This window comes from Pseudomonas sp. FW300-N2A2 (genome assembly GCF_017351735.1).
Taxonomy (GTDB): domain Bacteria; phylum Pseudomonadota; class Gammaproteobacteria; order Pseudomonadales; family Pseudomonadaceae; genus Aquipseudomonas; species Aquipseudomonas migulae.
In genome coordinates this window covers 26,025-50,463 of sequence record NZ_JACNDU010000015.1, presented here as the reverse complement: position 1 = coordinate 50,463, position 24,439 = coordinate 26,025, and the positions used below count along the sequence as shown (strand labels likewise).

Below are 24,439 nucleotides of genomic sequence, written 5' to 3'. Positions count from 1 at the left end.
AACACTGATCCGGCCGCGCGGATGCAACAGTTTCGACCTGCCTTATACCTACAAAAACAAAGGGAGTCCGTAATGGGCGAGCATGATCTGAACAGACGTCAATTCATCAAAACCGTAGGCGTGGCCTCGGTTGCCGCGGCAGCCATGAGCTTGCCCTTCGTCAAGGCCAATGCCAGCGACACGCGCTTCCAGGGCAAGACCCTGCGCCTGCTGACCTGGTCCGATGACACAGGCCTGGCCGCACTGCGCAACATCGCCGCAACGTTCGAAGACAAGTACGGCTGCAAGGTCATCGCTGACCGCACCGGCAGTACTTCGGAAATGGTCGCCAAACTCAAGGCCGGCGGTGATCGTCCGCAATACGACATCATCACCCTGGCTGGCGTTGGCGCCGAAGGTCTGGCCGCCGCCAACCTGCTGGAAAAACCCGACCTCAACCGTATTCCCAACCTGGTGGATGTCCCGGAGAAATACCGCACCGGCGCCAATGGCCACGGGATCGGTTACCTGCTCTGGTGCAACAGCCTGGTCTACAGCACCCGTACCATCAAGGAAGCACCGGACAGTTATGCCGCCCTGTGGGACGCGGAGCTGTCGCCGAACATCTTCCTGCCGCCGCCGAACTGGACCGAAGCGATGGACCTGATCATCATCGCCGCCAAACTGGCCGGTGGTGATGAACACAACATCGAACCCGGCTTCAAGAAACTCGCCGAGCTGAAGGATCGTGTGGTGACCCTGGGTGAAAACCCGAACCAGATCGCCGAGCTGTTCCGCACCGGTTCCCTGGACATGGGTGGCCTGTACGCACCGGCCTTCTTCCCGAAACAGATCCGCGATCCGGCCTACGGCCTGGGCGCCACGTTCGGCATGAAAGAAGGTTTCTACACCGACCTGATGCTGTCGGTGATGCCGAAAAACCGTCCGGGCGATACCGACCTGACCTACGCGTTCATCAACCACTCTCTGGACCCGCTGGTGCAGGGCAAGATGGCTGAGGACATTTACAACGGCCCGGTCAACGCCAAGGCGATCATCTCCGCCGAAGCGCGCAAGAGCCCGTACATCCTCACGCCTGAGCAGATTGCCGAGAAGGCGATCATGCACGACAACGCCTTCCTGGCCTCCGTGCATGACCAATGGATTCGTCGCTACACGGAAATCTTTTCTTCCTGATCGAGTGGCGAACATAGGGTCTTCATCACTGAAGATCCCCTGTGGGAGCGAGCCTGCTCGCGATAGCTGACTGACATTCACCATTAATGTCGACTGATACACCGCTATCGCGAGCAGGCTCACTCCTACAAGGGGCCGAGGTGGCCTGAGGTCTTGTGTTTGCCAGCTGCTTTCCATTGACGAGACCCTTGCTATGGAACACCAACCTCTGACTCATCCGGTCGATGCAGCTCCTGTGCGCGCTAATCGGGGTGTTTCGCCGACGACCCGCGCCTGGTTTTTTCTGACGCCGTCGATGCTGTTTCTCGGCGTGCTGATTGCCGCCAGCCTGCTGGTGCTGCGCATGAGCGTCGGCACCAAAGGCGCGGAATGGACCGGGTTCAGCCTGGCCAGCTACGCCCAATTGCTGGAACCGTATTACCTCAAATCCTTGCTGCTGACCTTGCGCCTGGCGCTGATCAGCGCAGTGATCGCCGTGGTGCTGGCGATCCCGGTGGCCTACACCATGTCGCGCCTGACGTCGCCGTTTGTGCGCAGGATCTTCCTCGCTGCGGTGCTGCTGCCATTGCTGGTCAACCTGCTGCTGCAAAGCTACGGCTGGCTGGTGATTCTCGGCCCGGGCGGCATGCTCAATCAGGCACTGATGGGCCTGGGCCTGATCAAGCGCCCGATCATGTTGCTGTACAACCAGAACGGCGTACTGATGGGCCTGGTGCAAACCGCGTTCCCGTTGGCCGTGCTGCCGATCGCCAGCGCCATGCGCGGCGTCGCCCGCACTTACGAAGAGGCCGCTGCCACCCTGGGCGCCAGTCGCTTTCAGGTGTTCCGCCAGGTGGTTCTGCCGATGAGTTTTCCGGGGATCATCACCGGCGCGACACTGGTTTTCGCTTACAACGCCAGCAGCTTCGTGGTGCCGTTGTTGCTGGGTGGCCGACGCGTGCCGATGCTGGCGGTGATGGTCCATGACCAGATCGCCCCGCTGATGAACTGGCCCGCCGCGTCCGCCGCCGGTGTGGTGCTGATTGTCACCACGCTCGCGATCATGACTTTGTCCGAATACATCACTGGCCGTCGTCGGCGCATGCTGGAGGCTTCGCAATGAGCTCTGTGATCAAGAAGCGTTATTCGCTGCTGCCAGGCGAAACCGGCAAGTTTGCCGGCATCCTCTCGGGGTTCATTTTGCTGCTGGCGGTGTTGCCGATCCTGACCATGATCGTCATGTCGTTCAGCGGTGCGTCGAACCTCGACTTCCCGCCGAGCAGCTACAGCCTGCAATGGTACAAGGCCGCCTGGCACACCTTCGTGTCGCCGGACGCGAGTGATGTGCTGAGCCTCGGCAAAGCCATGACCACCAGCCTGATGGTGTCGTGCCTGACCATGGTCTTCGCCACGATCATCGCGGTGCCGGCGGCTTATGCGCTGACCCGTTGCGAGTTCCGCGGCAAGGCGGTGGCGCTGCAACTGATGTCGCTACCGCTGGTGTTTCCGATGGTGGTATTGGGCCTGGCATTGTTGTTGGTGTTCGACAGCCTGCCGTTCCAGATGACCACCTCGCGGCTGGTGATCGCTCACGTGATCCTGGCGCTGCCGTTCGTGGTGAAAAACTGCACGGCGGCAATGCTCTCCATCGGCAGCGAAGTTGAAGAGGCCGCACAAATGCTCGGTGCTTCGCCAACGCGGGCGATCATCGATGTGGTGGTGCCGCTGATGAAGTCGGGGATTCTGGCGGGGATGCTGCTGGCGTTCATCGTCTCGTTCAACGAATTCACCGTGACCTATTTCCTTTACACCATCGACGTGATGACCGTGCCGATCTGGATGTACAGCCGCACCGTGTCGTCGCTCGACCCTACCGTATTTTCGTTTGCCGTGCTGATCGTGCTGATCGACTTCGTCCTGATCTGGGCGTTGGAGAAGCTGGTCGGTGAAGGTGGCGTTTCGTTCTGATTCTTGAGGTGATTCATATGTCTGGTCTGATTCTGGAAAACGTCGAGAAACATTATGGCTCGGCCTGCGCGGTAAAGGATGTGAACCTGCATTTGCCGGAAGGCAAACTGGTGTGTTTCCTCGGCCCTTCGGGCTGCGGTAAAACCACCTTGCTGCGGATGATCGCCGGCCTCGAAACCCTGACCGGCGGCGAGATTCGCCTGGACGGTGAAGACATCGGCCAAACCCCGGCGCATCTGCGTAATTTCGGCATGGTGTTTCAATCGTTGGCGCTGTTTCCGCACATGACCGTTGGGGAAAACATCGCCTATCCGCTGAAATTGCGCGGGGTCAGCAAGGCTGATCAGCACAAGCGCGTAGTGGAATTGCTGGAACTGATTCAGTTGCAGGAAATGATTGATCGCCCGGTGGCGAAACTGTCTGGCGGTCAACGTCAGCGTGTGGCGATTGCCCGGGCGATTGCCAACCACCCGAAAATCCTCCTGCTGGACGAACCGCTGTCGGCGCTGGACGCCAAGCTGCGCGAGTCGATGCAGGTGGAAATCCGTCAACTGCAACAACGCCTGAACATCACCACCATCATGGTCACCCACGACCAGCGTGAGGCGATGACCATGGCCGATATCGTCGTGGTACTGGGTGAGCATCGCGTGCAGCAGGTCGGCACGCCGATCGAGATCTATCGTCATCCGGCCAACGAGTTTGTCGCGGACTTCATCGGTTCGGGCAACATCTTCCCGGCGACCGCGCTGGGTAACGGCCAGGTCAGCCTGCCGGGGGGCGATGCGCTGCAAGTGCCGATCTGCACGAGCATTGCGGCGGGAGAGAGGGTCAAGATGCTGATCCGCCCTGAGGACCTGCAACTGTCGCATCCGCAGGCGACGGCGGGGAATCGTTTGTTGGGCACCGTGACGTTCGTGCGAGACATCGGCGCGACGATCGAGACGACCGTGGAGTGTTCCGGGGTGTCGTTTACCGCGTTGAGCACGCCGTGCCAGGGGTTCGGGTTGAGCATTGGCAACCCGGTGTCGGTGACGTTGCCGGCCGAGGCTTGCCGAGTACTAGGCGCCTGACATTAGAACCTGGCTGGATTGACTGGCCTCATCGCTGGCAAGCCAGCTCCTACAAGGGTTTTGCGGTGAACGCGGATCCCCTGTAGGAGCTGGCTTGCCAGCGATGGCTTCATTTGCAACACCACAAAATCCGGATCAAACCGTCAACCGCAACCGCGCCAGATCCCGCAGCGGCGGGGCCCCGAACAACCGGCTGTACTCACGGCTGAACTGCGACGGGCTTTCATACCCGACGCGATACCCCGCCGCCGACGCTTCCAGCCCTTCGGCCAGCATCAACCGCCGCGCTTCCTGCAAGCGCAGTTGCTTCTGATACTGCAACGGACTCATCGCCGTCATCGCCTTGAACCGGTGATGCAAGGTCGACACGCTCAGATTCACTTCCTTGGCCAGATCATCAATGCGCAGCGGTTGCTCATAATTGCCGTTGAGCCATTTGATCGCCTGGCTGATGCGGTGGCTCTGGCTGTTGGCAATCGCGATCTCATATAAGCGATGGCCCTGCTGACTGCGCAGCAACCGATAGAGAATCTCCCGGCGAATCAACGGTGCGAGCATGGCGATGTCTTTCGGCGTGTCCAGCAATCGCGCCAGGCGCAACACCGCGTCGAGCATCGCGGTGTCGATCCGTTCGACATACAAACCGCGACCGGTGGGGCGGGTCGGCACGCCCAAAGGGCCGGCGTCGGCTATCAGTGCGGTGATTTCCGCCGGATCAATGTCCAGCCGCACCGAGAGAATCGGTTCTTCAGAGGTGACGTTCACTATCCGCCCGCTCAGGGGCATGGAGACCGATACCACCAGGTAATTCAGCGGGTCGTAATTGAAGTATTCGTCGGCCAGTCTGACCTCTTTGCGCCCCTGCGCCATGATGCACAACGCCGGTTGCGCCAGCACCGGGGCGAATTCATGGGACTGGCTGTGTTTGCCCATGAACAGCGAGGCGACGGCAGTGGCATAAGTGCCATCCTCCATCGTGTTGCGACGGATGATAGCGGCCAGTTCCGCGCGCTGTTTCTCCATGTCGGCGTCCAGCGGGGCTTGAAAGTGATCGAGCGACGACATGCAGGGCATCCTCGGCGAAGCAATGGGAATGAGCTGAGCTTAAATTTGTGCAAGGCACAGCGGTAGACACATCCTGCGAAAAGCTTGCCTGATTCTGCACGGGGTTGAAGAGGTGTGCTGCCAAGGCAGTCTATGGCAGAGAAAACTTGCTCGAACCTCGTGTTTCAGGCCTGTGACACTATTCACACATTGTTACAGGTACCGAATGCAGCCTCGCAGGATTGTGCAACAAGCCGGCAGGAATCGACTAACGGGGCGGCGTGCAGGGGCTTAATCTTGGATCCTGTCGCAGCCCGTCCCACGGCTGCCACTCGAGTACCTGGGAGGGTTGAACATGTCTAAGCAGATCCCCGTCAGTCATATGGCCTTCGTCCGGGCCCGCGCCGGGTGTTCGGCGGAACTCGGTGCGCGCCTCAGCGCCTTGATCGAGCCGTCGCGCACCGCGCCTGGCTGCCTGAGTTTTTCCCTGCAGCATTCGCAGTGCGATCCGGAATTGTGGCTGGTGTCCGGTTTCTGGACCCATCAGCAAGCCATGACGGCCTATTTCAGCACGCCGGCCATGGATATTTTTGCTGAGCTGGTGCAAGAGCTGGTGGTCAACAGCCTGGATTTCCATACCTTCAAGGACGTGTCGGCGGCCCAGGCGCAGTGGCAGTCCCGGTCGCGGGTACACAAACTGGCGGGTTGAGGGTTTAATGACGCCATTCTCAATCAGCCAGGATCCGCGACATGGCACGCAAAGCCTTTGAAACCTTCGAAGCCGTATCCGCCGTAGTGCCCCGCGAGGGCGGTTACTATGCGGCGATTGCCACCAAAGCCATCGGTGGTTCGGGCGCACCGCGCTTCAACAAATTGCTGGAAGACCAGACGTTCAAGACCGCCAAAGAAGCGGACGAAGCTGCCGCCCTGCAACTGACGCACCTCAAGGGCGTCGGCGAAGACGGCGAGCTGATCTGGTAATTACCTGACCGCTCCCGGGCGGAACATCTTGAACAAGGCCTCCGGGCCCAGTTGAAAGTAATCCGCTGGTCCGCCACCGCGCAGAATCGGTTCTGCCGCGGCGGTGTCGTACACCCCGTCCTTCAACAGCCATTTGGCGATGTGCACGGCGACCACTTCGCCGAGAATCAGCCAGCTCGGCACCACGTTGCCGTCGGCGCGCTGCAACTGGATGATCTGCGTGACCTTGCACTCGAAGGACACCGGGCTTTCGGCGACCCGTGGCACCTGAATGATTTTCGACGCGACGGGCGTCAGCCCGGACAACTCGAACTCGTTGACCTCTGGCCCGACCATCGCGCAGCTCTGGTTCATCTGCTCGGCCAGCGGCCGGGTTGCCAGGTTCCAGGCGAACTCGCCGGTCTGCTCGATGTTGTTCAGGCTGTCTTTGCGTCCGACGCTGGAAAATCCAATGATCGGTGGAATGTAGTTGAACGCGTTGAAGAAACTGTAGGGCGCCAGGTTCAGGCGGCCGTCGGCATCCTGCGAAGAAATCCAGCCGATGGGACGCGGGCCGACGATGGCATTGAACGGGTCATGCGGCAGACCGTGGCCGTTGGCGGGTTCGTAGTAGTGGATGTCGTCGGGCATGAAGGGATTCCTGTTGGTGTGGCGTTCATAGTGCAAGGACGACCACCTTATTTCCAGTCGACTCTATCTCTGTAGGAGCCAGCTTGCTGGCGATGGAGTGTCAGCCAACACTTTTGTCGCTGACACACCATCGCCGGCAAGCCGGCTCCTACAAGGGAATGTGTCGGGCAAAGAAAAGGGGCAGACCCGCTAAGGTCTGCCCCATTTTTTTGTTGCGCTGACGAGCTTAGTCCGTCTCGATCCGCGAATGTTTGCGGGTGTCTTTCATGGTGATGTACACCAACAACGACACGGCAATACACGCGGTGACATACCAGTAGTAACCGGTTTCCATGCCGATGCTCTTGAACCACAGCGCGATGTATTCAGCGGTGCCACCGAAGATCGATACGGTCAGGGCATACGGCAAGCCAACGCCCAGTGCGCGGATCTCGGTCGGGAACAATTCGGCTTTCACCACTGCGTTGATCGAGGTGTAGCCGCTGACGATGATCAGCGCCGCCATGATCAGGAAGAACGCGCCCCACCACGACTGGATGGTGTGCAGGGTGGTGAGGATCGGTACGGTGAACAGCGTGCCGAGGATACCGAAGGCGATCAGGATCGGCCGACGACCAACCTTGTCCGACAGCCCGCCGATGATCGGTTGCAGGCACATGAACAGGAACAGCGTGGCAGCGGAAATGGTGGTGGAGTCGGAGATGCTCATGCCGACGGTGTTCACCAGGTATTTCTGCATGTACGTGGTGTAGGTGTAGAACGCCAGGGTGCCGCCCATGGTCAGGCCGACCACGGTCATCAGTTCCTTGGGATGGCGCATCAGCGTGCGCATGGCGCTTTCTTTTTTCTCTTTCTCGACCTTGGTGAACGACTCGGTCTCTTCCATGCCACGACGCAGGTAAAGCGCGACCACGGCGCACAGCGCGCCGATGGCGAACGGAATACGCCAGCCCCACGCGTACAGCTCTTCGGTGGTCAGCACTTGTTGCAACACGATCAGCACCGCCAGCGCGATGAGCTGGCCAGAGATCAGGGTCACGTACTGGAAGCTGGAGTAGAAACCGCGACGCTCCTTGGTCGCCATTTCGCTGAGGTAGGTGGCCGAGGTGCCGTATTCGCCACCGACCGACAGGCCTTGCAGCAGACGGGCGAACACCAGCAGGATCGGCGCGCCGATGCCGATGGTTTCATAACCGGGGCTCAGGGCAATCAGCAGCGAGCCGAAGCACATCAGGTACACCGAGGCCATCAATGCGCGTTTACGCCCGGCCTTGTCGGCGTAGAGGCCCATCAGCCAGCCACCGATCGGGCGCATCAGGAAGCCCACGGCGAAGATCGCGGCGGTATTCAGCAGTTGGGCGGTGGTGTCGCCTTTGGGGAAAAACGCTTTGGCGAAGTACAGGGAGAAGGCGGCATAGACGTACCAGTCGTACCACTCGACCATGTTGCCGACCGAACCGCTGAAGATCGATTTGATACGACTGGCGGTGGTTCTTTCTTTGACCGGCACGGCAGCCGACCCAAGGGGCAGGGCGTTGGAGTTATCCATTGAAGGATCCTTCGTTTAATTGTTTTTGTGGAGCGCGTTTAAACGCAGCCTGCAGGGGCTATAGCAGGAGGTGTGCCAACGGGGGGAGGGGCGGTTTAGAGGGGGGTTGAGGTTTGAGTGAGCGGAAATCCGCTTATTGGAAATTGGGTGTGAGCGGATAATTGCTTACCGGCTCTTGGTTTTGTGTTGTCTGTGCCGGCCTCATCGCGAGCGGGCTCGCTCCCACATTTGAATTGTGAACACTGGACCAATGTGGGAGCGAGCCTGCTCGCGATGAGGCCAGTTCAGGCAATGGATACTTCAGGTCTCCTACAAAAACATCTCGCGGGTCAGGCCATGCCGCTGCATCTTTTCATTGAACGTGCGGCGCGGCAGTTGCAGCTCTTCAAGCACCGCTTTCACGTCGCCCTTGTGCCGCGTCAACGCCGCGCGCAGGCAATGCGCTTCGAACGCTTCCTGCTGCGCTGCCAGCGACTGCCCCGGATCGATGCCCACAGGCGTGGGCTCTTCCAGCCCCAGCACTTGCCGTTCGGCCACGTTCGCCAGTTCACGCACATTGCCCGGCCAGTCGTGGCTCAAAAGATGGCTCAACTGCGGGCCGCTCAGCGGCGCAAACGTGCGACCCAACCGCTCGGCAGCCCTGTGCGCAAACGACTCGAACAACAATGGAATGTCTTCGCGTCGATCACGCAACGGCGGCAAGCGCAACTCGGCGACGTTCAGCCGATAGGCCAGATCCTCGCGAAAACGCCCGGCCCGCGCCTCGTCCAGCAAATCCGGTTTGGTCGCAGCAATGATCCGTAAATCCACGCGAATGCTCTGATTGGAACCCAAGCGCTCCAGCTTCTGCTCCTGCAACACCCGCAGCAATTTCACCTGTTGGGCCAGCGGCATGCTTTCGATTTCATCGAGAAACAGCGTGCCGCCATCGGCGTATTCAAGCTTGCCGATGCGCTTGCCCTGAGCGCCGGTGAACGCGCCGCTCTCGTGTCCGAACAGCTCGGCCTCGAACAATTGCTCGGGAATCGCCGCACAGTTCAGCGCGACAAACGGCTTGTCGGCACGCGGACCGAAGTCGTGCAGGCAACGGGCGACCAGCTCCTTGCCGCTGCCGGTTTCACCGCGAATCAACACGTTGACCGGCAACGCCGCCAGATCCAGCACTTGCCGACGCAATGTCTGCAAGCCACGGGACACGCCGAGCAAGGTCGCGTCGAGTTTGGCGCGGTTATCGGCCTGTTCGTGCAACGCGCGGTTTTCCAGCACCAGTCGGCGCTTGTCCAGTGCACGGCGCAGGCTGCCGAGCAGGGTTTCCGGGCTGAAGGGTTTTTCGAGAAAATCGTAGGCGCCATCGCGCATCGCATCGACCGCCATTGGCACATCGCCGTGGCCGGTCAGCAGAATCACCGGCAAATCGGCATCGCGGCGCTGCACTTCGGCGAGCAGTTCCAGCCCGGTCATGCCGGGCATGCGCACGTCGCTGAGGATCACCCCGGGGAAGTGCTTCGGCAACTGCGCCAGGCATTCATCGGCGCGGCTGAACAACTGCACCTCGAAACCCGACAGGCTCAGCCATTGTTCGACGGCGCTGCGGATGCTGCTTTCGTCGTCGACCACCATCACAGAATTCAGCATGCGCCAGGCGCCTCCGGATCGATGGGCAGGGTGAGGGCGAACACCGCGCCGTTGTCGTGATTAGCGGCGCTCAGGCGTCCGCCCGATTCGTGAACGATGGCAAAGGATACGGCCAGACCGATGCCCAGGCCATCGCCCACCGGTTTGGTGGTGAAAAACGGATCGAAGACCTTCGACAGATTTTCTTCGGCGATGCCGCCACCGTTGTCGATGACGCTCAGACGCCACAGTTGTTCGTCGGCTTCGAGGCGGATTTCCAGGCGTTTGCAGGGTTTATCCTGCATCGCATCCAGGGCGTTGCGCAGCAGATTGATCAGCACCTGCTCCAGGCGAATCGCATCGCCGCGCACCCACGCCGGGCGTGTCAGGTGCAGCACGGTGCTGACTTGCTCATCGCGCAGACGCGTGTCGAGCAGTTGCAGCGATTGGTCCACCACTGAAGCCAGGTCCAGGCGTTCGCGCAAGCCGCTGGGGCTTTTGCGGGCGAAGGTTTTCAGGTGGCCGGTGAGGGCGGCCATGCGCGTCAGCATCTCATCCACCGGTTTCAGTGCCTTGTAGGCGTCGTCGACCCGGCCGTGATCGAGCAGCAACCGCAGCGTCGCCAACTGCATGCGCTGGGCAGTCAGCGGCTGATTGATTTCATGGGCCAGCGCTGCCGACATCTGGCCGAGGGCGGCAAGTTTGGCCGATTGCACCAGACCGTCCTGCGCCGTGCGCAGGTCGCGGGTGCGTTCTTCCACTAACTGTTCGAGCTCTTCGCGACTGCGCTGACGCATCTTGGCCAGGCGCCAGCGCTGGTTGAGGAACAGCAGCAGAAACACCAGCGTCAGCCACAACCCGGCAGCGGCGAGGGCGGCGTTGCGACTGTCTTCGAACGCCACTTGCGGACGACGCAGCAAGTGCAGCGTCCAGCCCTCGGCGGTCAGCGGCAGGGATTCCCACAGGTAATCCGCTTTGCCGTCCGGGCCATCGACCCGGGCCAGTTCGCTGTTGTCGTCAAAGCGCCGCAGCGATTGATAGCCGAGCAGCGTCAGTGGCTGCTTGTCGTATTGGCGGGTGGCCTTGAGTTCGGCGTGGTCGCTTTCACTCAGCGGTTTCAACTGGCGATAGCGCCAGCCCGGCTGATTGGCGATGAAGATGATCCCGCGTGCATCGCTGACCAGCAGCGTGTCGCTGCCCTGACGCCATTCGCGCTCCAGTTCGGGAAATTCGAGCTTCACCACCATGGCGCCGAGAAACTTCCCGCCGTCATCGGTGACGGCGCTGGACAGGAAGTAACCGGGAATCCCGCTGGTCACGCCCACCGCATAAAATCGCCCGGTGCCTTGGGTGCGGGTCTGGCTGAAGTAGGGGCGAAAACCGTAGTTGTGACCGACGTAACTGCTGGGCAAACGCCAGTTGCTCGCCGCCACGGCGAGGCCGGTGTGATCGAGCAGTTCCAGGGTCGAAGACTCGGCGGCGCCGTTGATCTTTTCCAGTTTGCGGTTCAGCACGTCCTGCTGTTCCGTTGTCACCGGCCCGTTGAGCGCCGAACGCAGCTCCGGGTCCAGCGCCAGCACGGCGGGCAGGGCGCGGTAGCGTTCGATCAGGGTGTGCAGGGACGTGGCGTACAAGCCCAGTTGCAGATTGGCGCGGGCGGCATCTTCCACTAGGGCCTGACGCTCGGCGTGGCGCATGGCTAGCGTGGCTGCAAGGGCTGCGCCTGCGAGGATGATGAAGGTGTACAGCGTCAGGCGCAGGGTACGGGAAATCGAAATCATGGAACGCGAGTCGGACTGGCGATAGGAGGCGCAAGATAGCATGTAGGTTATCTCGCGCCAGCTCTCATCTCATGCCATCGGTTGCCTTCCTTATCGGTCAGTGGTTGACAGTCACGCGCGCACGTTTCATATCTTCTGGCAGTCGACCCAGTGACTTAATCCTGGGTTTGCCATCGTTCAGATCATCAAAATTCAAATGTGCTTCACGCATTCTGTTTGAGAGTCCGGTTTGTTCGGTCGGGCTGCCGGTGGGCTCGGCATTAAGGTGTTGAAGCATTCTTGGTGTATTGAGTACGAGGTTTTCAAGCAAAGAGACGCCACCTACCTCATCGGCATCGATCTCATAAAAGTAATAATCATCTTGCGATTGTGCTGCATAAAACAGCACCCCTTCGAGTGTCTCCGCGACAGTCAACGCTTCGCTACTGATCATTTTGCCAATGGAAGTGAACTCGGTTGAGGGGTTCAACCCATCCCTTAGCACCTCTTCAGGGAGGCGCCGATCTGCCCGGTACACTTTGCCGCCGAAGCTGGTCCTTTCCAGCAGGTTTGCATCGTTCCAGTAGTGAACGGGTTTATCGGGGTTCGCATTCAAAATATCGAGGACGGTATTTTGATCATTTGTTGGTGAGGGGGGCGGGACGGGGCTGTCAGCAGAACCCGGACTGGATTCGCCCGGTGAGTCATGGCTTGCAAATGATTCCGGTGAGTCCTGGTAATCCATTGACTCATCGTCTTCCAGCTCTGAAGCAGGCAGCCCGATCGGTGGCAGGCCATACTCCGCTCTGATTACTGGTTCGATCTCCAAAAATGCATCTACAGCTTCTTCGAACGGCCCCCACATACGCCCATCAGAATCTGTCCTGCAGACAGGGTTGTTTCCACAGAAGCAATACAAGTTCAAGCCGTCAACCGAGCCGGCTGGATCCGGATTCACCCACCGCCCCAACCACGGCGCGAAATACCGAAACCCATAGTAATAAAGCCCACACGCATCCCGTTCCTTGCCCGAATACCGAACGGTCTTGTAATCCGCATCGACCTTCGAACGCGCCGCCCACCACGCCGTACCGCCATAGGGGTAATAACCCTCGTGGCTGATCACACCCGCGTGTTTATCCAGTTCCAGACTGCAAGACCCCAGATGATCGTCAACGCTGTAGCGCAACTGATCGGCCTCGATATCGCCGGGCTTGCCCTTGACCCAATGCAGGCACCGCACGCTGCCACGGGCCAGCGGAACGCAGATGACCTGAAGTTCTTCGTCGTCATCGCTGGTGCGCACTTCCAGCCCCGGAAGGTAATGAACGACACGCCGATGAGCCACGGCATGGGCCTGTTGGCTGCTGAACTTGGCCACCCGTTCACCGGCTGCGTTGTAGCGATACCCTTCAGCGTCATCGGCCTCGGTCGGGCGGCCGACGGTGGTCACGCTTTGCAACTGATTCAACGCGTCCCAGGACATCGGCTGTGCACCGGGGGCCAGATATTGCTGGTTGCCGTTTGCGTCGAAATTGCGTGGGAAGTCCGGCTCGTCTTCACCGTCGTTCCAGGGCAGGGCGCGGTTGCTCTGCGGATCGACGCGCAGCTGTTGCCTGAACGGATTTCCATCACTGACATGACGCAGTTCGGTGCGGTTACCACTGGCGTCGTACGCGTAGTATTCGGTGTAGTTGAGCAGCCGCCCGGGGTCGATGGGACTGGGCGTGATCAGTTCCGGCAGACCGGGGATCTGCCCGGCATTGGCAGTCTCACGACCCGTGGCGCAGATCAGTTGGTAAAGACTGTCGTAGGTGTAAGTGTTTTCTGCCGCTACACGCTGGTTGGCGAAAAACGTGACGGGTTGGGTATGGTCCACCAGTCGCAGGATGTTGCCGACCGGATCGTACTCATAACGCAGGTCCTGCAAGCGAGCACATGCCGAGGTGGTGGCGGTCAAGCGCTTCAACCGGCCGCTCGCCGCCTCGTAGGTCGCGCTGCCGGTGACGTCGTTGCCGGTCACCTGAGTTAGCAGTTGGCCTTCGGCGTTGTAGCTCGCCGCTTTCAACAGCGGTTGCAGGTCTTGAGATTCGAGGGTCAGGTCAATGCGTTGCAATTGCCCGGCGCGATCAACGCTGAAGTGTTGTCGATGACCGCCGGCATCGGTCTGTTCAAGCACTTGCCCCGACGGCCCGAAACGGCTCGCGGTCATGTAGCCCGCGCCGGGTTGCAGCAGGGCGTCGCGTTCCGCTTCGACGACGGGCCAGTGTGGATGGACGTCAGATTGATCCGGCAGAAACCGTCGGCGTTGGCGGATGACGCCGCCGTTGAGCGCTTGCTGGTCGAGCCAGACCACACCGGCCCGATCATCGTGGCGGATCAATTGTCCGCACTGATTGCGCTCGGCGAACTCACCAGCGTTGTCGGCGTAGGTCAGGCGTTCGACAGTACGTAAGGTTGAGTCTCGGGTTTGTTCAAGGACTGCCGTCAGACGTCGCTGTGTGTCGTACTCGTTCTGCCAATGGCTGCCTCGACCATCCCAATGCTCGCGCATGTGCCCGGTCCTGTCCGGTAAGCCCAGGCGCCATCCGGCGTCGCGACTTTCAGTGAACAACGCCGCGCCAGACAGGCTGTAAACCGTGGCCATGTTCGGACGGGACGCGGGCGCGAGGAAGCGCGGATCCCGTTGCGCCACCAGGCGACCGGCGCCGTCATGTTCCTGAGCCGTCACCAGCGCTTCGGGCCTGAGCTCCGCCGCGTCTCGCCGCCAGTACGCGACCTGACGAACTGGCAGGCCACGGTTGTCGATGACCGCCAGTTGTGGCGTATGCGAATGGATGCTCATGTTCAATGGAGCGTTCTGTTGGTTCGGCGCTTTTCGGGTGGTGGCGGCTCAAACAGATCATTCTCGTCAAACGCCACGGTGCACCAGATCCAGTACCACATTTCCCGGCGCAGCGGTTTCAGCTCCGGTGGATCACCTTGCAGCATTTTTTTCGCCAGCACGGTTTCGGTCGGACGCCCTGCAGCATCGTAGAACTGCTGGTCGTGATAGGCGTGTTTACGCATTGAGTGGTCTTTGATGTTTATCCACCTATCCGCGAAATACGGCCGGTAGATCCGCACTTTTTCACCCTTGTTGTTGTATTCGACCGGCTCGCTGACCCGCCAGCGTCGCGCGGCTAAGGCTTCGTCCGGGGTGCCATCGTCCTTGAGTTTCAAGGTGCCGTCGTCCAACACCACCCAAGCCTTGCCCGGTTCGACCTCCTGCTTGGTTTGCAGTACCCGGCTGAAGCCGTCCTGATGGCTGATGGCGATGCGAATCTGTAACTCCGGGTCACCGGGATAACGGTCTGCTTGCAGGATCGCGATGTGAACCGGCTCACGATGGGCGGCGTCGACGTATTGCTGGAGAAGTCGCTCGGAGGGTGTGGGGGTTTCAAGTTCGTGCAGATGCTCGCGAGCGCGATCACAAAGGTGGCCGCTGGGTAGCACAAACCCTTCTGCCAGCGCCCAGGTCAGCCATTCCTCAGCGGGCGGCTCGGTTGTCGGCAGACGGCCCATCCAGCTGAACGCGTCGCTGAACATGGCCATGGCGTAATTGCCGATGGCGACATAGGGCGATTCGATGGCATGGGCCGGACTGCGGTCGTCGGGGCGCACGTAGTCGCTCAGCGGGTCGAAGCCGACCGCCTCACCCAGTTCGGTGCCATAAAAACTGGTGACCAGCACTTCGCCAAAAGCGTTGTAGCGCGCTTCCTGGGTGTTTTGATTGGGGTCTTTGATCGCTGCGGGCAGAAACGTGCAGTAATCAGTGTCGACGATCTGAGTGATGCAACCGTCCGGCAATTCGATGGCTGTGTGCAGGCACCAGTAAGGGTCGTAGGTGACTTTGGTGATGCCGTGGCTTCGGGTTTGCTGGAAGGATTCGACGTTGTAGAAACCCTCGGAATCATAGTATTTCGGAAACCCTCGGTGAATCGACCACAGGTATTCCTTCGCGTCAGTCGGGTCGGTGGGCTCCGACTGCTCAACCTCAGGCAAGAACCACTTCATGATGTGGTAACCCACCTCGCGTGATTCGAGCTTCTCCTTGAGGTTGAAGGGCATGTTGCCGTCTTTGTCCTTGAGCTTGTCATAAGCGCTCAAGGCCCTGCGATACAGTTCGGCAATCACCACATGGGCCAGCAGCGCATGGACAGTCGCCTTGCCTTGTTCCAGTGTCTGACTGTTGAGAGGATCGGTGTAGAGCTGCATCGACATGCCCGCGAGCACCGACTGCTTCGCCCATTCACCCTCGTCCTTGCTCCACTCCAGAAAGTTCTCGTGGTGGATATCTTTGATACTCAACTGCGCCTTTTCCAGCACCAGCGCATTACTGCGCTCCCGATACGGCAACCCCAGTCGAAAAGGCATACCCGGCTTCCAGGTCGCTTCGTCGTACACGTGAATGAATTCGGCCTTGGACTCGGTCAAATACCAGCACTGCTGCGCCTCATCGTGGGCATCTTTCCAATAGCGGTTTTTATGCTCGTCTTCAAAGGGCGGCGTTGCGTCGGTTTTGCGCCGGGCGTAGTAGACGATCATCGCGTGGAGTACGCTGCCGAACTCGTCCCATTTCAGGCTCAGGCTGTGTTCGCAGCGCGGGTCGTCCGCCAGTTCAGGTTCGTACTGATAGCTGATCGATTCCAGCGCCATGGGTTGCAGCACGGCATAGGGGTAATGCTCGTTTTTTGCACGCAGCAGGCGTACCTGATAGCGGGCTTCCGTCACTGCATACGGCACAACCGGGTTATCCCGAGCGAAAATTTCAGAGCGCAGCGTCGAGCCACTGAGCGCACGTGCGATCTGGCGGGCCGTTTCTTCGTCAGGCTCCAGCGGTTCGCCGGCCTTGTCGCGCGCGTGAAAACGTTCCAGTTTGGTGGCTTTCAGCGCAACGGCCTGCACATCGTTGTTGTAATAACCGTCCCTTGGCTGATCAATGCTCTTGCCCGTGTGAAACCAGGTTTTACTCAGGATCGGCGCGGTGAAGCCCAGGCTTCTGCGTTCCGCCTCTGTAGCTTCGGTATCAGTCTGCAATAACAGGCCAAAACCACGGAACTCCCGTTCGAAGGGGTCGTAATAACCCTGGCGGTAACTCATGAGCTGGGTCAGTTTATTGCCGGTGATTTCATCGATCTGGGTCTGGCGCTTGACCAGGTGCATGGCGAACGGCACACCGGACTCGACGACCTTGTCATTATCGATCTGATGGTGCTCGTATTCCTCGTCGAGGAACTCCTGCGCCGAACTGCGATAGTCGATGAGGCTGAGCGTGCCCATGTTGTTGTTGCTGCGGTTGACCAGATACGGTTTGGCTTTCACGAAGTCGTAGCGCCAGTGCCGGGGCGACATGTGCGGTACGGTCAGGACCACACTGGTGCAGCCCAGTCCCAGCAGGTCGGCAGTCGTGACCTGGCACAACCGGTCGTAGCGCACGCCTTCAGGCCAGGGCAGAGCAATAGGCTCGGTGGTGAAACCCTTGCCACAGTGGTTCATGAACACCCGCATCCGATCGGATTCCAGATAAATCAGGTCAGTTGCCCCCGAACCATCCAGATCCGCCAGCAAGACTTGCGAAGCATTGAATGACTCGTAAGGAAATGTCGGGGCGCTCAGCACGATTCTTTTCCCGAAGCGCCCATGACCGAGGTTGGGCCAGCACTCCAGGCTGTTGTGACGGAGACGGAACAGGTGCTGTTTGCCGCTGCCCAGCACGTCACTGAAGCCCACCACTTCGGTTTCAGAATTGCTCGGCAGTGGCAGGGCATCGTCGTTGTCGTGCTCCACATTTCGGCCTGCACTGAAACCTTTGTCATCGCCCAGATTGGTGTACAACCGCACGCTGTTACTGCCGATCAGGGCCACGTGAGTGCGACCGTCGCCTACCAGGTCGGCCATCTGCGCCTGAGGATGGAAGTACTCCAGCGGGAAGGCTTTGTAGGGGACAAATCCTGACCACTGGCGGTCAGGGTTCATGGTGAAGCAGCCATTCATGGTCGGCGCGTGTACACCCCATTCGAGCTTGCCGTCACCGTTCAGGTCGGTGAGCGTCTGACGCAGCGATTTACTGCTGTCGGCCAGCGGAGTGTATGGCTGTTCAGTCAGGTCGCCGTAGCGAACGTCATCGCTGGGGTAGTTATCGCGCAACGGTTCGCGGTAGAACCAGGCCTTGTCGTAGCGACATAAAATGCCGGGCATGCCTTTACCGTACAAATCCACCAATTGGTAACGCTGACCGTCATTGAGGCCTGGCATCTGCGGGAACGCTTTCCAGCCGGGTTGATCGGCTTTTTTCAGATCGAAGGGCGCATAGCTGAATTCGAACGGCGGCCGGCTCTCGACTTTGCCTTGTTGATCGTAGGCCTGAAGATGAGCGGCAGTCAGGTGGTTGTATTCCAGCGCACCCTGGCGGTGCTGCAGAAAAAGCCGTTGGACCAGCTTTGGTGAGTCACCCAGTTCGTTGCGGAAATGGTGAAACATCAGCACCTGCCGACAGAGGCGCCGCGTGCCCAGTTCGAATCCGTAATCGTGATTCCAGAACGGGTCGCTGCGTTCGAGCCATTTGTCGTGCTGATCGCCTCCCTGCAGGTACTCGGGGCCGTAGACCGGTATTTGCGTCAAGTCGTGGCTGCGTTCGCCGTAATCGAACAGCAGATGAAAGTGGAAATCGACATCTTTCCAGCCACCGTCTTTCAACGAATACAGCTCTGACTCCGCCACTGCATTGCCGTACAGCACTCGCTGCAAATACCTCTGGGCACGGTAGTCGCGAAAATCGGGCGCGACCGGGTTCTGCGTTTCGGCCTTGTATTCATAGACGATGTGCTCGCCCCGAGGCGTGACGGTTTCGTCCAGCAGCCAGACTCCGACGCGTTCGGGCTCCTGGGGTTTGTTCTCGTCCCTGGGTTCTACCCGGCGCGAGGCCAGCGTCTTGCCATAGACATGGCGATTGCCGTCGGCGCTATGAATCAACCAGAAACCGGCCGCATCGTCGTCACTGACCAGCCGTTCGATTTTGGCAAAACCGCCCTCGATGCGTGGCTGATAGCGAATGGCTCGATAATTTGTTGTCCCGAGAGTGACGGGTCTGTCAACGATCTCGCCCTGGGCATCCAGCTCCGGCATCCAGGTTTCGCCATCGGCGCCGACCATCAGATCCTTGCGCTTGTCGTACAGTGGAACGCCCTTGCTCGTGCGCACCGTTATCGCATTGACGGTCAAATGCCAGCCGATACCGAAAATACTGTTGCCCACGTGGCTGCTGTAGCTCAGCGAAAGAGCCGGCACCATTTCCCGATTGGGAGCCTGGGAAATGGGCACCGGTATGGCCAACGAGGCCGAACCTGTAGTCCCCACTGCTCCCCAGCCGCCAAAACTGGCAATGGCGCCGCCGATTTTCGGTTGGGCGGGGGCTGAAATATTGATAGTGCCTTTTTGTTCTTCCGTGGCCATTTCCGTTTCCACCTGACAAGGACGCACAAGTGCATTCAACTTATCAGGGGCTGCGGCGGCTGTGACCTGTCATATCTGACAGGTCAGCCCTGTTAGCCTGGGAAATTCCGGGATTACTCCAGGCGAAAAAAAACCGGTCTGTCGTCACCAACAGGCCGGTTTTTTCAGGGGCGTTTCAGCGCAACTTACTGCACTTCTACCGCCAGACTCTCACTGATCTTTTTCTGCCAGATGGCAGGACCGGTGATGTGTACCGATTCACCTTTGCTGTCGACCGCAACAGTCACCGGCATGTCCTTCACGTCGAACTCGTAGATGGCTTCCATCCCCAGTTCAGCGAAGGCCACCACGCGGGATTTCTTGATGGCTTGTGCCACCAGATAAGCCGCGCCGCCAACCGCCATCAGGTAAACGGCCTTGTGATCCTTGATCGCGTCGATTGCGGTCGGGCCGCGTTCGGATTTGCCGATCATGCCCAGCAGGCCGGTTTGCTCGAGGATCTGACGGGTGAACTTGTCCATCCGCGTCGCGGTGGTCGGACCGGCAGGGCCAACCACTTCTTCGCGCACCGGATCAACCGGGCCGACGTAGTAGATGAAGCGACCTTTCAGATCCACCGGCAGGGTTTCACCCTTGTTCAGCATCTCGACCATGCGCTTGTGCGCAGCGTCGCGACCGGTGAGCATCTTGCCGTTGAGCAGGACGGTTTCGCCCGGCTTCCAGCTTTGCACTTCTTCCGGGGTCAGGGTGTCGAGGTTGACGCGACGGGCCGACGGGCCGGCTTCCCAGACGATTTCCGGGTAGGCGTCCAGCGGTGGCGCTTCCAGCGAAGCCGGGCCGGAACCGTCGAGCACGAAGTGCGCGTGACGGGTGGCGGCGCAGTTCGGGATCATGCACACCGGCAACGAAGCGGCGTGGGTCGGGTAATCCATGATCTTCACGTCGAGCACGGTGGTCAGGCCACCGAGGCCCTGGGCGCCGATGCCCAGTTGGTTGACCTTCTCGAACAGCTCCAGGCGCATCTCTTCGATACGGTTGGACGGGCCGCGCTTTTTCAGCTCGTGAATGTCGATGGATTCCATCAACACTTCCTTGGCCATGACGGCGGCTTTCTCGGCGGTGCCGCCGATGCCGATGCCGAGCATGCCCGGTGGGCACCAGCCGGCGCCCATTTCCGGAACGGTCTTCAGTACCCAGTCGACGATCGAGTCGGACGGGTTGAGCATGGCCATTTTCGACTTGTTCTCGGAACCGCCGCCCTTGGCCGCCACGTCCACTTCCACGGTGTTACCCGGAACGATGGAGTAGTGGATAACGGCCGGGGTGTTGTCCTTGGTGTTTTTACGAGCGCCCGCCGGGTCGGCGAGGATCGAGGCACGCAGGACGTTTTCCGGCAGGTTGTAAGCCCGGCGCACGCCTTCGTTGATCATGTCGTCCAGGCCCATGGTGGCGCCATCCCAACGTACGTCCATGCCCACGCGAACGAACACGGTGACGATGCCGGTGTCCTGGCAGATCGGGCGGTGGCCGGTGGCGCACATGCGCGAGTTGATCAGGATTTGCGCCATCGAGTCACGGGCCGCTGGCGATTCTTCGCGCAGGTAGGCTTCGTGCATCGCCTGGATGAAATCCACGGGGTGGTAATAGGAAATGAATTGCAGGGCGTCGGCAACGCTCTGAATCAGGTCGTCTTGCTTGATCACGGTCATGAGTCGCGCTCCTCTAAAAGACGGGAACATTCAATAAGGTGCTTGCAGCTTGGGTGCATCGGTCGGTTGCAAGCACCTTTCAAGGCACGCCGGGCATGCTGGCGCGACGCTAAAAAGGCGCGGCAGTATAACGCGCCTCGCAGGCGGGCACACGCGCCGGCAGTCAATCGTTGGTCGCATAGGCCCGTCAGGCGGATTCGGCTTGCGGGAGCGTTGTTCCCTGTAGGAGCCAGCTTGCTGGCGATGGCAATGGGGCAGTCAGCGTATTTGTATCTGTCAGACCGCTATCGCCAGCAAGCTGGCTCCTACAAAGGTTTGTGCGCAAATTCAGGGAGGGTCTAAAGTCATGCCCTTGACGCCGGTTTTCCGGCCTGAAAATTGAATGGTCATTTATCAGACACGCCACTAAAGTGGCATTCGGTCTGTAGAGTAGGACACTCGGTCAGCCTCCTTTCGCACGGTGAGTCAACGATTGACCCATAACGCTATCCAGCGCCTTTTGCTCAAACGTTTTGCCCTTGCGGCCGGCACCTACGCCCTGGCTCTACTGCTGCTGTGGCTGGCGTTTTTCACCGGTCATTACGATGAACCCCTGGCGAATGTCGCCGTCGGCAGCGCCCTGGTGGTCATCAGTCAGGCGGCACTGTTCGCGGTGTTCTACAGCGGTTGCAACCTGCGGTTTTCCGACCCCAGCCTGACCGAAGCACAAGTGTTGCTGGGGCTGGGCTGGCAAACCTGGCTGATCGCCAATCTGGATGAGGCCCGTGGCGCGTTCCTGGTGTTCTACGTGCTGATTCTGTTGTTCGGGCTGTTTCACCTGTCGCGTCGGGCCTTTTTGCGGTGCGCGCTGCTGGTGTTTTTCAGTTTCAGTGGAATCACGCTGTGGGAGGGCTACCACTTTCAGTTGGCCGATCCGGCGCTGGCCGCGTTGCAGGTGTGCGTGCTGTTTATCGTGCTGGTCTGGCTGGAGCTTTACGCCCGTTACGTCCAGGCCTCACGCCTGCGGATGCGGCAGCGCCGCTTTGCCTTACAGGCGCATCAGGACACCCTGCGCGGAATGATGCGCCAGCTCGAAGACCTGGTGGCCACCGACGAACTGACCGGGCTGTTCAATCGTCGGCATTTCCTGCGCCTGGCCTCCCGCGAGCTCAACGCCATGGAACCCGGCGTGCTGCATGGCCTGGCACTGATCGACCTCGATCACTTCAAACGCATCAACGACATGCACGGCCACGCCGCCGGCGATCAAGTGCTGCAAGCCTTCGCCGGTGTGGCCAGCGCCTGCCTGCGCGAGGGCGATGTACTGGCCCGTTATGGCGGCGAAGAGTTCGTGGTGTTGCTGCCCGATTGCAGCGGCGAACGCCTGACCTCCTGCTGCGAACGGCTGCGCATTGCGTTCACCGATGTCGAGTTGATCGGCCTGAAGGTCGGCAATCTCAGCCTGTCGGCGGGCATGACGTTGCTGGAGCCGGGCGACGATCTCGACGATGCCTTGCAACGTGCCGATCAGGCGCTCTATCGCGCCAAACGCGACGGCCGCAATCGTTGCGCGGCGGCGTGGGAGAACGTCGATGCCTGAGTTGCGGGTCGGCGATCGCCAATGGTCGGTGGCAGTGGGCAGCAACCTGCTCGACGCGTTGAATCAAAACGGCGTGTCCGTTCCCTACAGTTGCCGCGCCGGTAGTTGCCATGCGTGCCTGGTGCAATGCATGCAAGGATTGCCGAGTGATAGCCGCCCCGATGCCTTGAGCGCAGAACAGCGTCAGCAAGGCTGGCGCCTGGCGTGCCAGTGTCAGGTGGTCGAGGATTTGCAGGTGCATGCCTTCGATCCGCTACAGGACGGCAGCCCGGCCGAGGTCGCCGCCGTCGATTGGTTGAGCAGCAGCGTGTTGCGTTTGCGTCTGACCCCTCAGCGTCCGTTGCGCTACAGCGCCGGGCAGCATCTGGTGTTGTGGGCCGGTCACGTGGCGCGGCCATATTCCCTCGCCAGCCTGCCGGGAGAAGACCGCTTTCTGGAGTTTCACCTTGATTGTCGCCAGCCCGGTGCATTCAGTGACGCTGCGCGTCTGTTGCAGATCGGCGACTCGCTGCGTCTCGGCGAACTGCGTGGCGGCGCGCTGCATTACGACGCCGACTGGCACACCCGACCGTTGTGGCTGATGGCCGCCGGCACCGGTCTTGGCCCATTGTTCGGTGTTTTGCGCGAAGCCCTGCGCCAGGATCACCAGGGCGCCATCCGCGTCATTCACCTGGCCCATGATGCCGATGAGCATTATCTGGCCAAACCCCTGCAAGCCATGGCCGCCAGCCGCCCGAACCTCAGCATCGAGCTGTGGACGCCGACCGAGTTGCCCGCGGCTTTGGCGCAACTGCGGCTTGTTTCCCGGCAAACCCTGGCCTTACTCTGCGGGGCCCCCGACAGCGTCGACGCCTTCGCCCGGCGCCTGTACCTGGCGGGACTGCCGCGCAATCAACTGCTGGCCGACGTCTTCCTGCCCCGCGGTTGAGCGCTGATTTCCAGACGCGAGACCGACCATGACCGATGCCATCCAGATTGAACGCGAACGCGGCCTGCTGACCCTGCGCCTCAATCGCCCCGACAAGAAAAACGCCCTGACCCGGGCGATGTACAGCCACTTGGCCGAGGCGTTGAAAAAGGCTGACACCGACCCCGAAATCAACGCCGTGTTGATCACCGGCAGCGCCGAGTGCTTCACCGCCGGCAACGACATCGCCGACTTCATTCAACAACCGCCGAGCAACCTCGACAGCCCGGTGTTCCACTTCATGCTCAACCTGCTTGAATGCCGCAAACCGGTAATCGCTGCCGTGGCTGGCGCCGCCGTGGGAATCGGCACTACGCTGCTGCTGCATTGCGATCTGGTGTATGTCACCCGCGATGCGCGATTGCGCATGCCCTTCGTCAACCTCGGACTCTGCCCGGAGTTTGGTTCCAGCCTGCTTTTACCTCGATTGCTCGGGCATGCCAAAGCGGCGCAATTGTTGTTGCTCGGTGAAGGTTTCAGCGGTGAACAAGCGGCCGAGTGGGGCATTGCGACCGAAGCGCTGGGCAGTGGCGAAGCGGCATTGGCCAAGGCGCGGGAGATGGCATTGCGGTTTGAGTCCCTGCCACCGGAAGCGGTGCGCATCAGCAAGCAATTGATGAAAGCCCCGGACCGCGAGCAGTTGCGCAAAGTAATAGAAGAAGAGGGCGCGTTGTTCACCCAGCGGCTTCGTTCGCCGGAAGCGATTGCGGCGTTGTCGGAGTTTATCAACAGGCATTGAATTTGTGGTGCCTGATCTGGCCTCATCGCTGGCAAGCCAGCTCCTACAGGGTTATCACCGCTCTTGTAGGAGCTGGCTTGCCAGCGATGGGGCCCGCGAAAACAACACATGTTCCAGATCAGAAACCAAAAAGCCCCGCCATTCATATGGCGGGGCTTTCTTTTTTCAGCAACCGAT

The 24,439-nt window shown here is 60.2% G+C and carries 17 protein-coding genes; 9 read left to right on the top strand and 8 right to left on the bottom strand.

Annotated features, from left to right (window positions below; translation table 11 throughout):
* Nucleotides 1-72: 72 nt before the first annotated feature.
* The 4 genes from J4E42_RS18650 to J4E42_RS18635 all read left to right on the top strand — a co-directional run bounded on the left by J4E42_RS18650 (nucleotide 73) and on the right by J4E42_RS18635 (nucleotide 4,196).
* The gene (locus J4E42_RS18650; protein WP_008034320.1) at nucleotides 73-1,176 is read left to right on the top strand and encodes an extracellular solute-binding protein; all 1,104 of its coding nucleotides are present in this window, start codon (nucleotides 73-75) and stop codon (nucleotides 1,174-1,176) included.
* Between the two features lie 193 nt (nucleotides 1,177-1,369).
* The gene (locus J4E42_RS18645; protein ID WP_008034316.1) at nucleotides 1,370-2,278 is read left to right on the top strand and encodes an ABC transporter permease; all 909 of its coding nucleotides are present in this window, start codon (nucleotides 1,370-1,372) and stop codon (nucleotides 2,276-2,278) included.
* The gene (locus J4E42_RS18640) at nucleotides 2,275-3,123 is read left to right on the top strand and encodes an ABC transporter permease (RefSeq protein WP_008034315.1); all 849 of its coding nucleotides are present in this window, start codon (nucleotides 2,275-2,277) and stop codon (nucleotides 3,121-3,123) included. The genes J4E42_RS18645 and J4E42_RS18640 overlap by 4 nt, the downstream gene beginning before the upstream one ends.
* A gap of 17 nt (nucleotides 3,124-3,140) precedes the next feature.
* On the top strand, nucleotides 3,141-4,196 hold the full coding sequence (locus tag J4E42_RS18635; protein ID WP_192228606.1) for an ABC transporter ATP-binding protein: 1,056 nt from the start codon (nucleotides 3,141-3,143) through the stop codon (nucleotides 4,194-4,196).
* Nucleotides 4,197-4,331: 135 nt separating this feature from the next.
* Here J4E42_RS18635 and J4E42_RS18630 read toward each other — a convergent pair whose 3' ends face one another.
* Nucleotides 4,332-5,261 (bottom strand): AraC family transcriptional regulator, encoded by a 930-nt coding sequence (locus J4E42_RS18630; RefSeq protein ID WP_192228607.1) that lies wholly within the window; start codon nucleotides 5,259-5,261, stop codon nucleotides 4,332-4,334.
* A 334-nt stretch (nucleotides 5,262-5,595) separates the two neighbouring features.
* Between J4E42_RS18630 and J4E42_RS18625 the strand changes: the two genes are divergently transcribed.
* Both J4E42_RS18625 and J4E42_RS18620 read left to right on the top strand, forming a co-directional pair.
* A complete protein-coding gene (locus J4E42_RS18625) occupies nucleotides 5,596-5,949 on the top strand; it encodes a putative quinol monooxygenase (RefSeq protein WP_008034309.1) in 354 nt (117 codons plus the stop codon).
* Nucleotides 5,950-5,990: 41 nt separating this feature from the next.
* On the top strand, nucleotides 5,991-6,221 hold the full coding sequence (locus J4E42_RS18620) for a hypothetical protein (RefSeq protein ID WP_008034307.1): 231 nt from the start codon (nucleotides 5,991-5,993) through the stop codon (nucleotides 6,219-6,221).
* On the opposite strand, the gene J4E42_RS18615 is transcribed toward J4E42_RS18620, so the two are convergent.
* From J4E42_RS18615 to J4E42_RS18585, 7 genes are all read right to left on the bottom strand, one after another.
* Nucleotides 6,222-6,851 carry a flavin reductase family protein gene (locus tag J4E42_RS18615; RefSeq protein ID WP_008041982.1) on the bottom strand — a complete coding sequence of 210 codons (630 nt, stop codon included), beginning with the start codon at nucleotides 6,849-6,851 and terminating at the stop codon, nucleotides 6,222-6,224. It abuts the gene before it with no gap.
* Between the two features lie 226 nt (nucleotides 6,852-7,077).
* Nucleotides 7,078-8,400, bottom strand: a complete 1,323-nt coding sequence (locus J4E42_RS18610) for an MFS transporter (RefSeq protein WP_008034303.1) — start codon at nucleotides 8,398-8,400, stop codon at nucleotides 7,078-7,080.
* A 309-nt stretch (nucleotides 8,401-8,709) separates the two neighbouring features.
* Nucleotides 8,710-10,035, bottom strand: coding sequence for a sigma-54 dependent transcriptional regulator (locus J4E42_RS18605; RefSeq protein WP_207285840.1), 1,326 nt, complete (start codon nucleotides 10,033-10,035; stop codon nucleotides 8,710-8,712).
* A complete protein-coding gene (locus tag J4E42_RS18600) occupies nucleotides 10,029-11,795 on the bottom strand; it encodes an ATP-binding protein (protein WP_207285839.1) in 1,767 nt (588 codons plus the stop codon). The genes J4E42_RS18605 and J4E42_RS18600 overlap by 7 nt, the downstream gene beginning before the upstream one ends.
* A gap of 97 nt (nucleotides 11,796-11,892) precedes the next feature.
* The gene (locus tag J4E42_RS18595; protein WP_207285838.1) at nucleotides 11,893-14,619 is read right to left on the bottom strand and encodes an RHS repeat domain-containing protein; all 2,727 of its coding nucleotides are present in this window, start codon (nucleotides 14,617-14,619) and stop codon (nucleotides 11,893-11,895) included.
* 2 nt (nucleotides 14,620-14,621) lie between these two features.
* Complete coding sequence (locus J4E42_RS18590; RefSeq protein WP_207285837.1) at nucleotides 14,622-19,268, bottom strand: SpvB/TcaC N-terminal domain-containing protein; 4,647 nt, start codon at nucleotides 19,266-19,268, stop codon at nucleotides 14,622-14,624.
* A gap of 185 nt (nucleotides 19,269-19,453) precedes the next feature.
* The gene (locus J4E42_RS18585) at nucleotides 19,454-20,977 is read right to left on the bottom strand and encodes a fumarate hydratase (RefSeq protein WP_008041971.1); all 1,524 of its coding nucleotides are present in this window, start codon (nucleotides 20,975-20,977) and stop codon (nucleotides 19,454-19,456) included.
* A 472-nt stretch (nucleotides 20,978-21,449) separates the two neighbouring features.
* On the opposite strand from J4E42_RS18585, the gene J4E42_RS18580 reads away from it, so the two are divergent.
* The 3 genes from J4E42_RS18580 to J4E42_RS18570 are packed head-to-tail and all read left to right on the top strand — an operon-like array spanning nucleotide 21,450 to nucleotide 24,262.
* The gene (locus J4E42_RS18580; protein ID WP_008041969.1) at nucleotides 21,450-22,556 is read left to right on the top strand and encodes a GGDEF domain-containing protein; all 1,107 of its coding nucleotides are present in this window, start codon (nucleotides 21,450-21,452) and stop codon (nucleotides 22,554-22,556) included.
* Nucleotides 22,549-23,484 (top strand): iron-sulfur-binding ferredoxin reductase, encoded by a 936-nt coding sequence (locus J4E42_RS18575; RefSeq protein ID WP_207285836.1) that lies wholly within the window; start codon nucleotides 22,549-22,551, stop codon nucleotides 23,482-23,484. Before J4E42_RS18580 ends, J4E42_RS18575 begins: the two co-directional genes overlap by 8 nt.
* Nucleotides 23,485-23,512: 28 nt before the next feature.
* The gene (locus J4E42_RS18570; RefSeq protein ID WP_207285835.1) at nucleotides 23,513-24,262 is read left to right on the top strand and encodes an enoyl-CoA hydratase-related protein; all 750 of its coding nucleotides are present in this window, start codon (nucleotides 23,513-23,515) and stop codon (nucleotides 24,260-24,262) included.
* The last annotated feature ends 177 nt before the right edge of the window (nucleotides 24,263-24,439 follow it).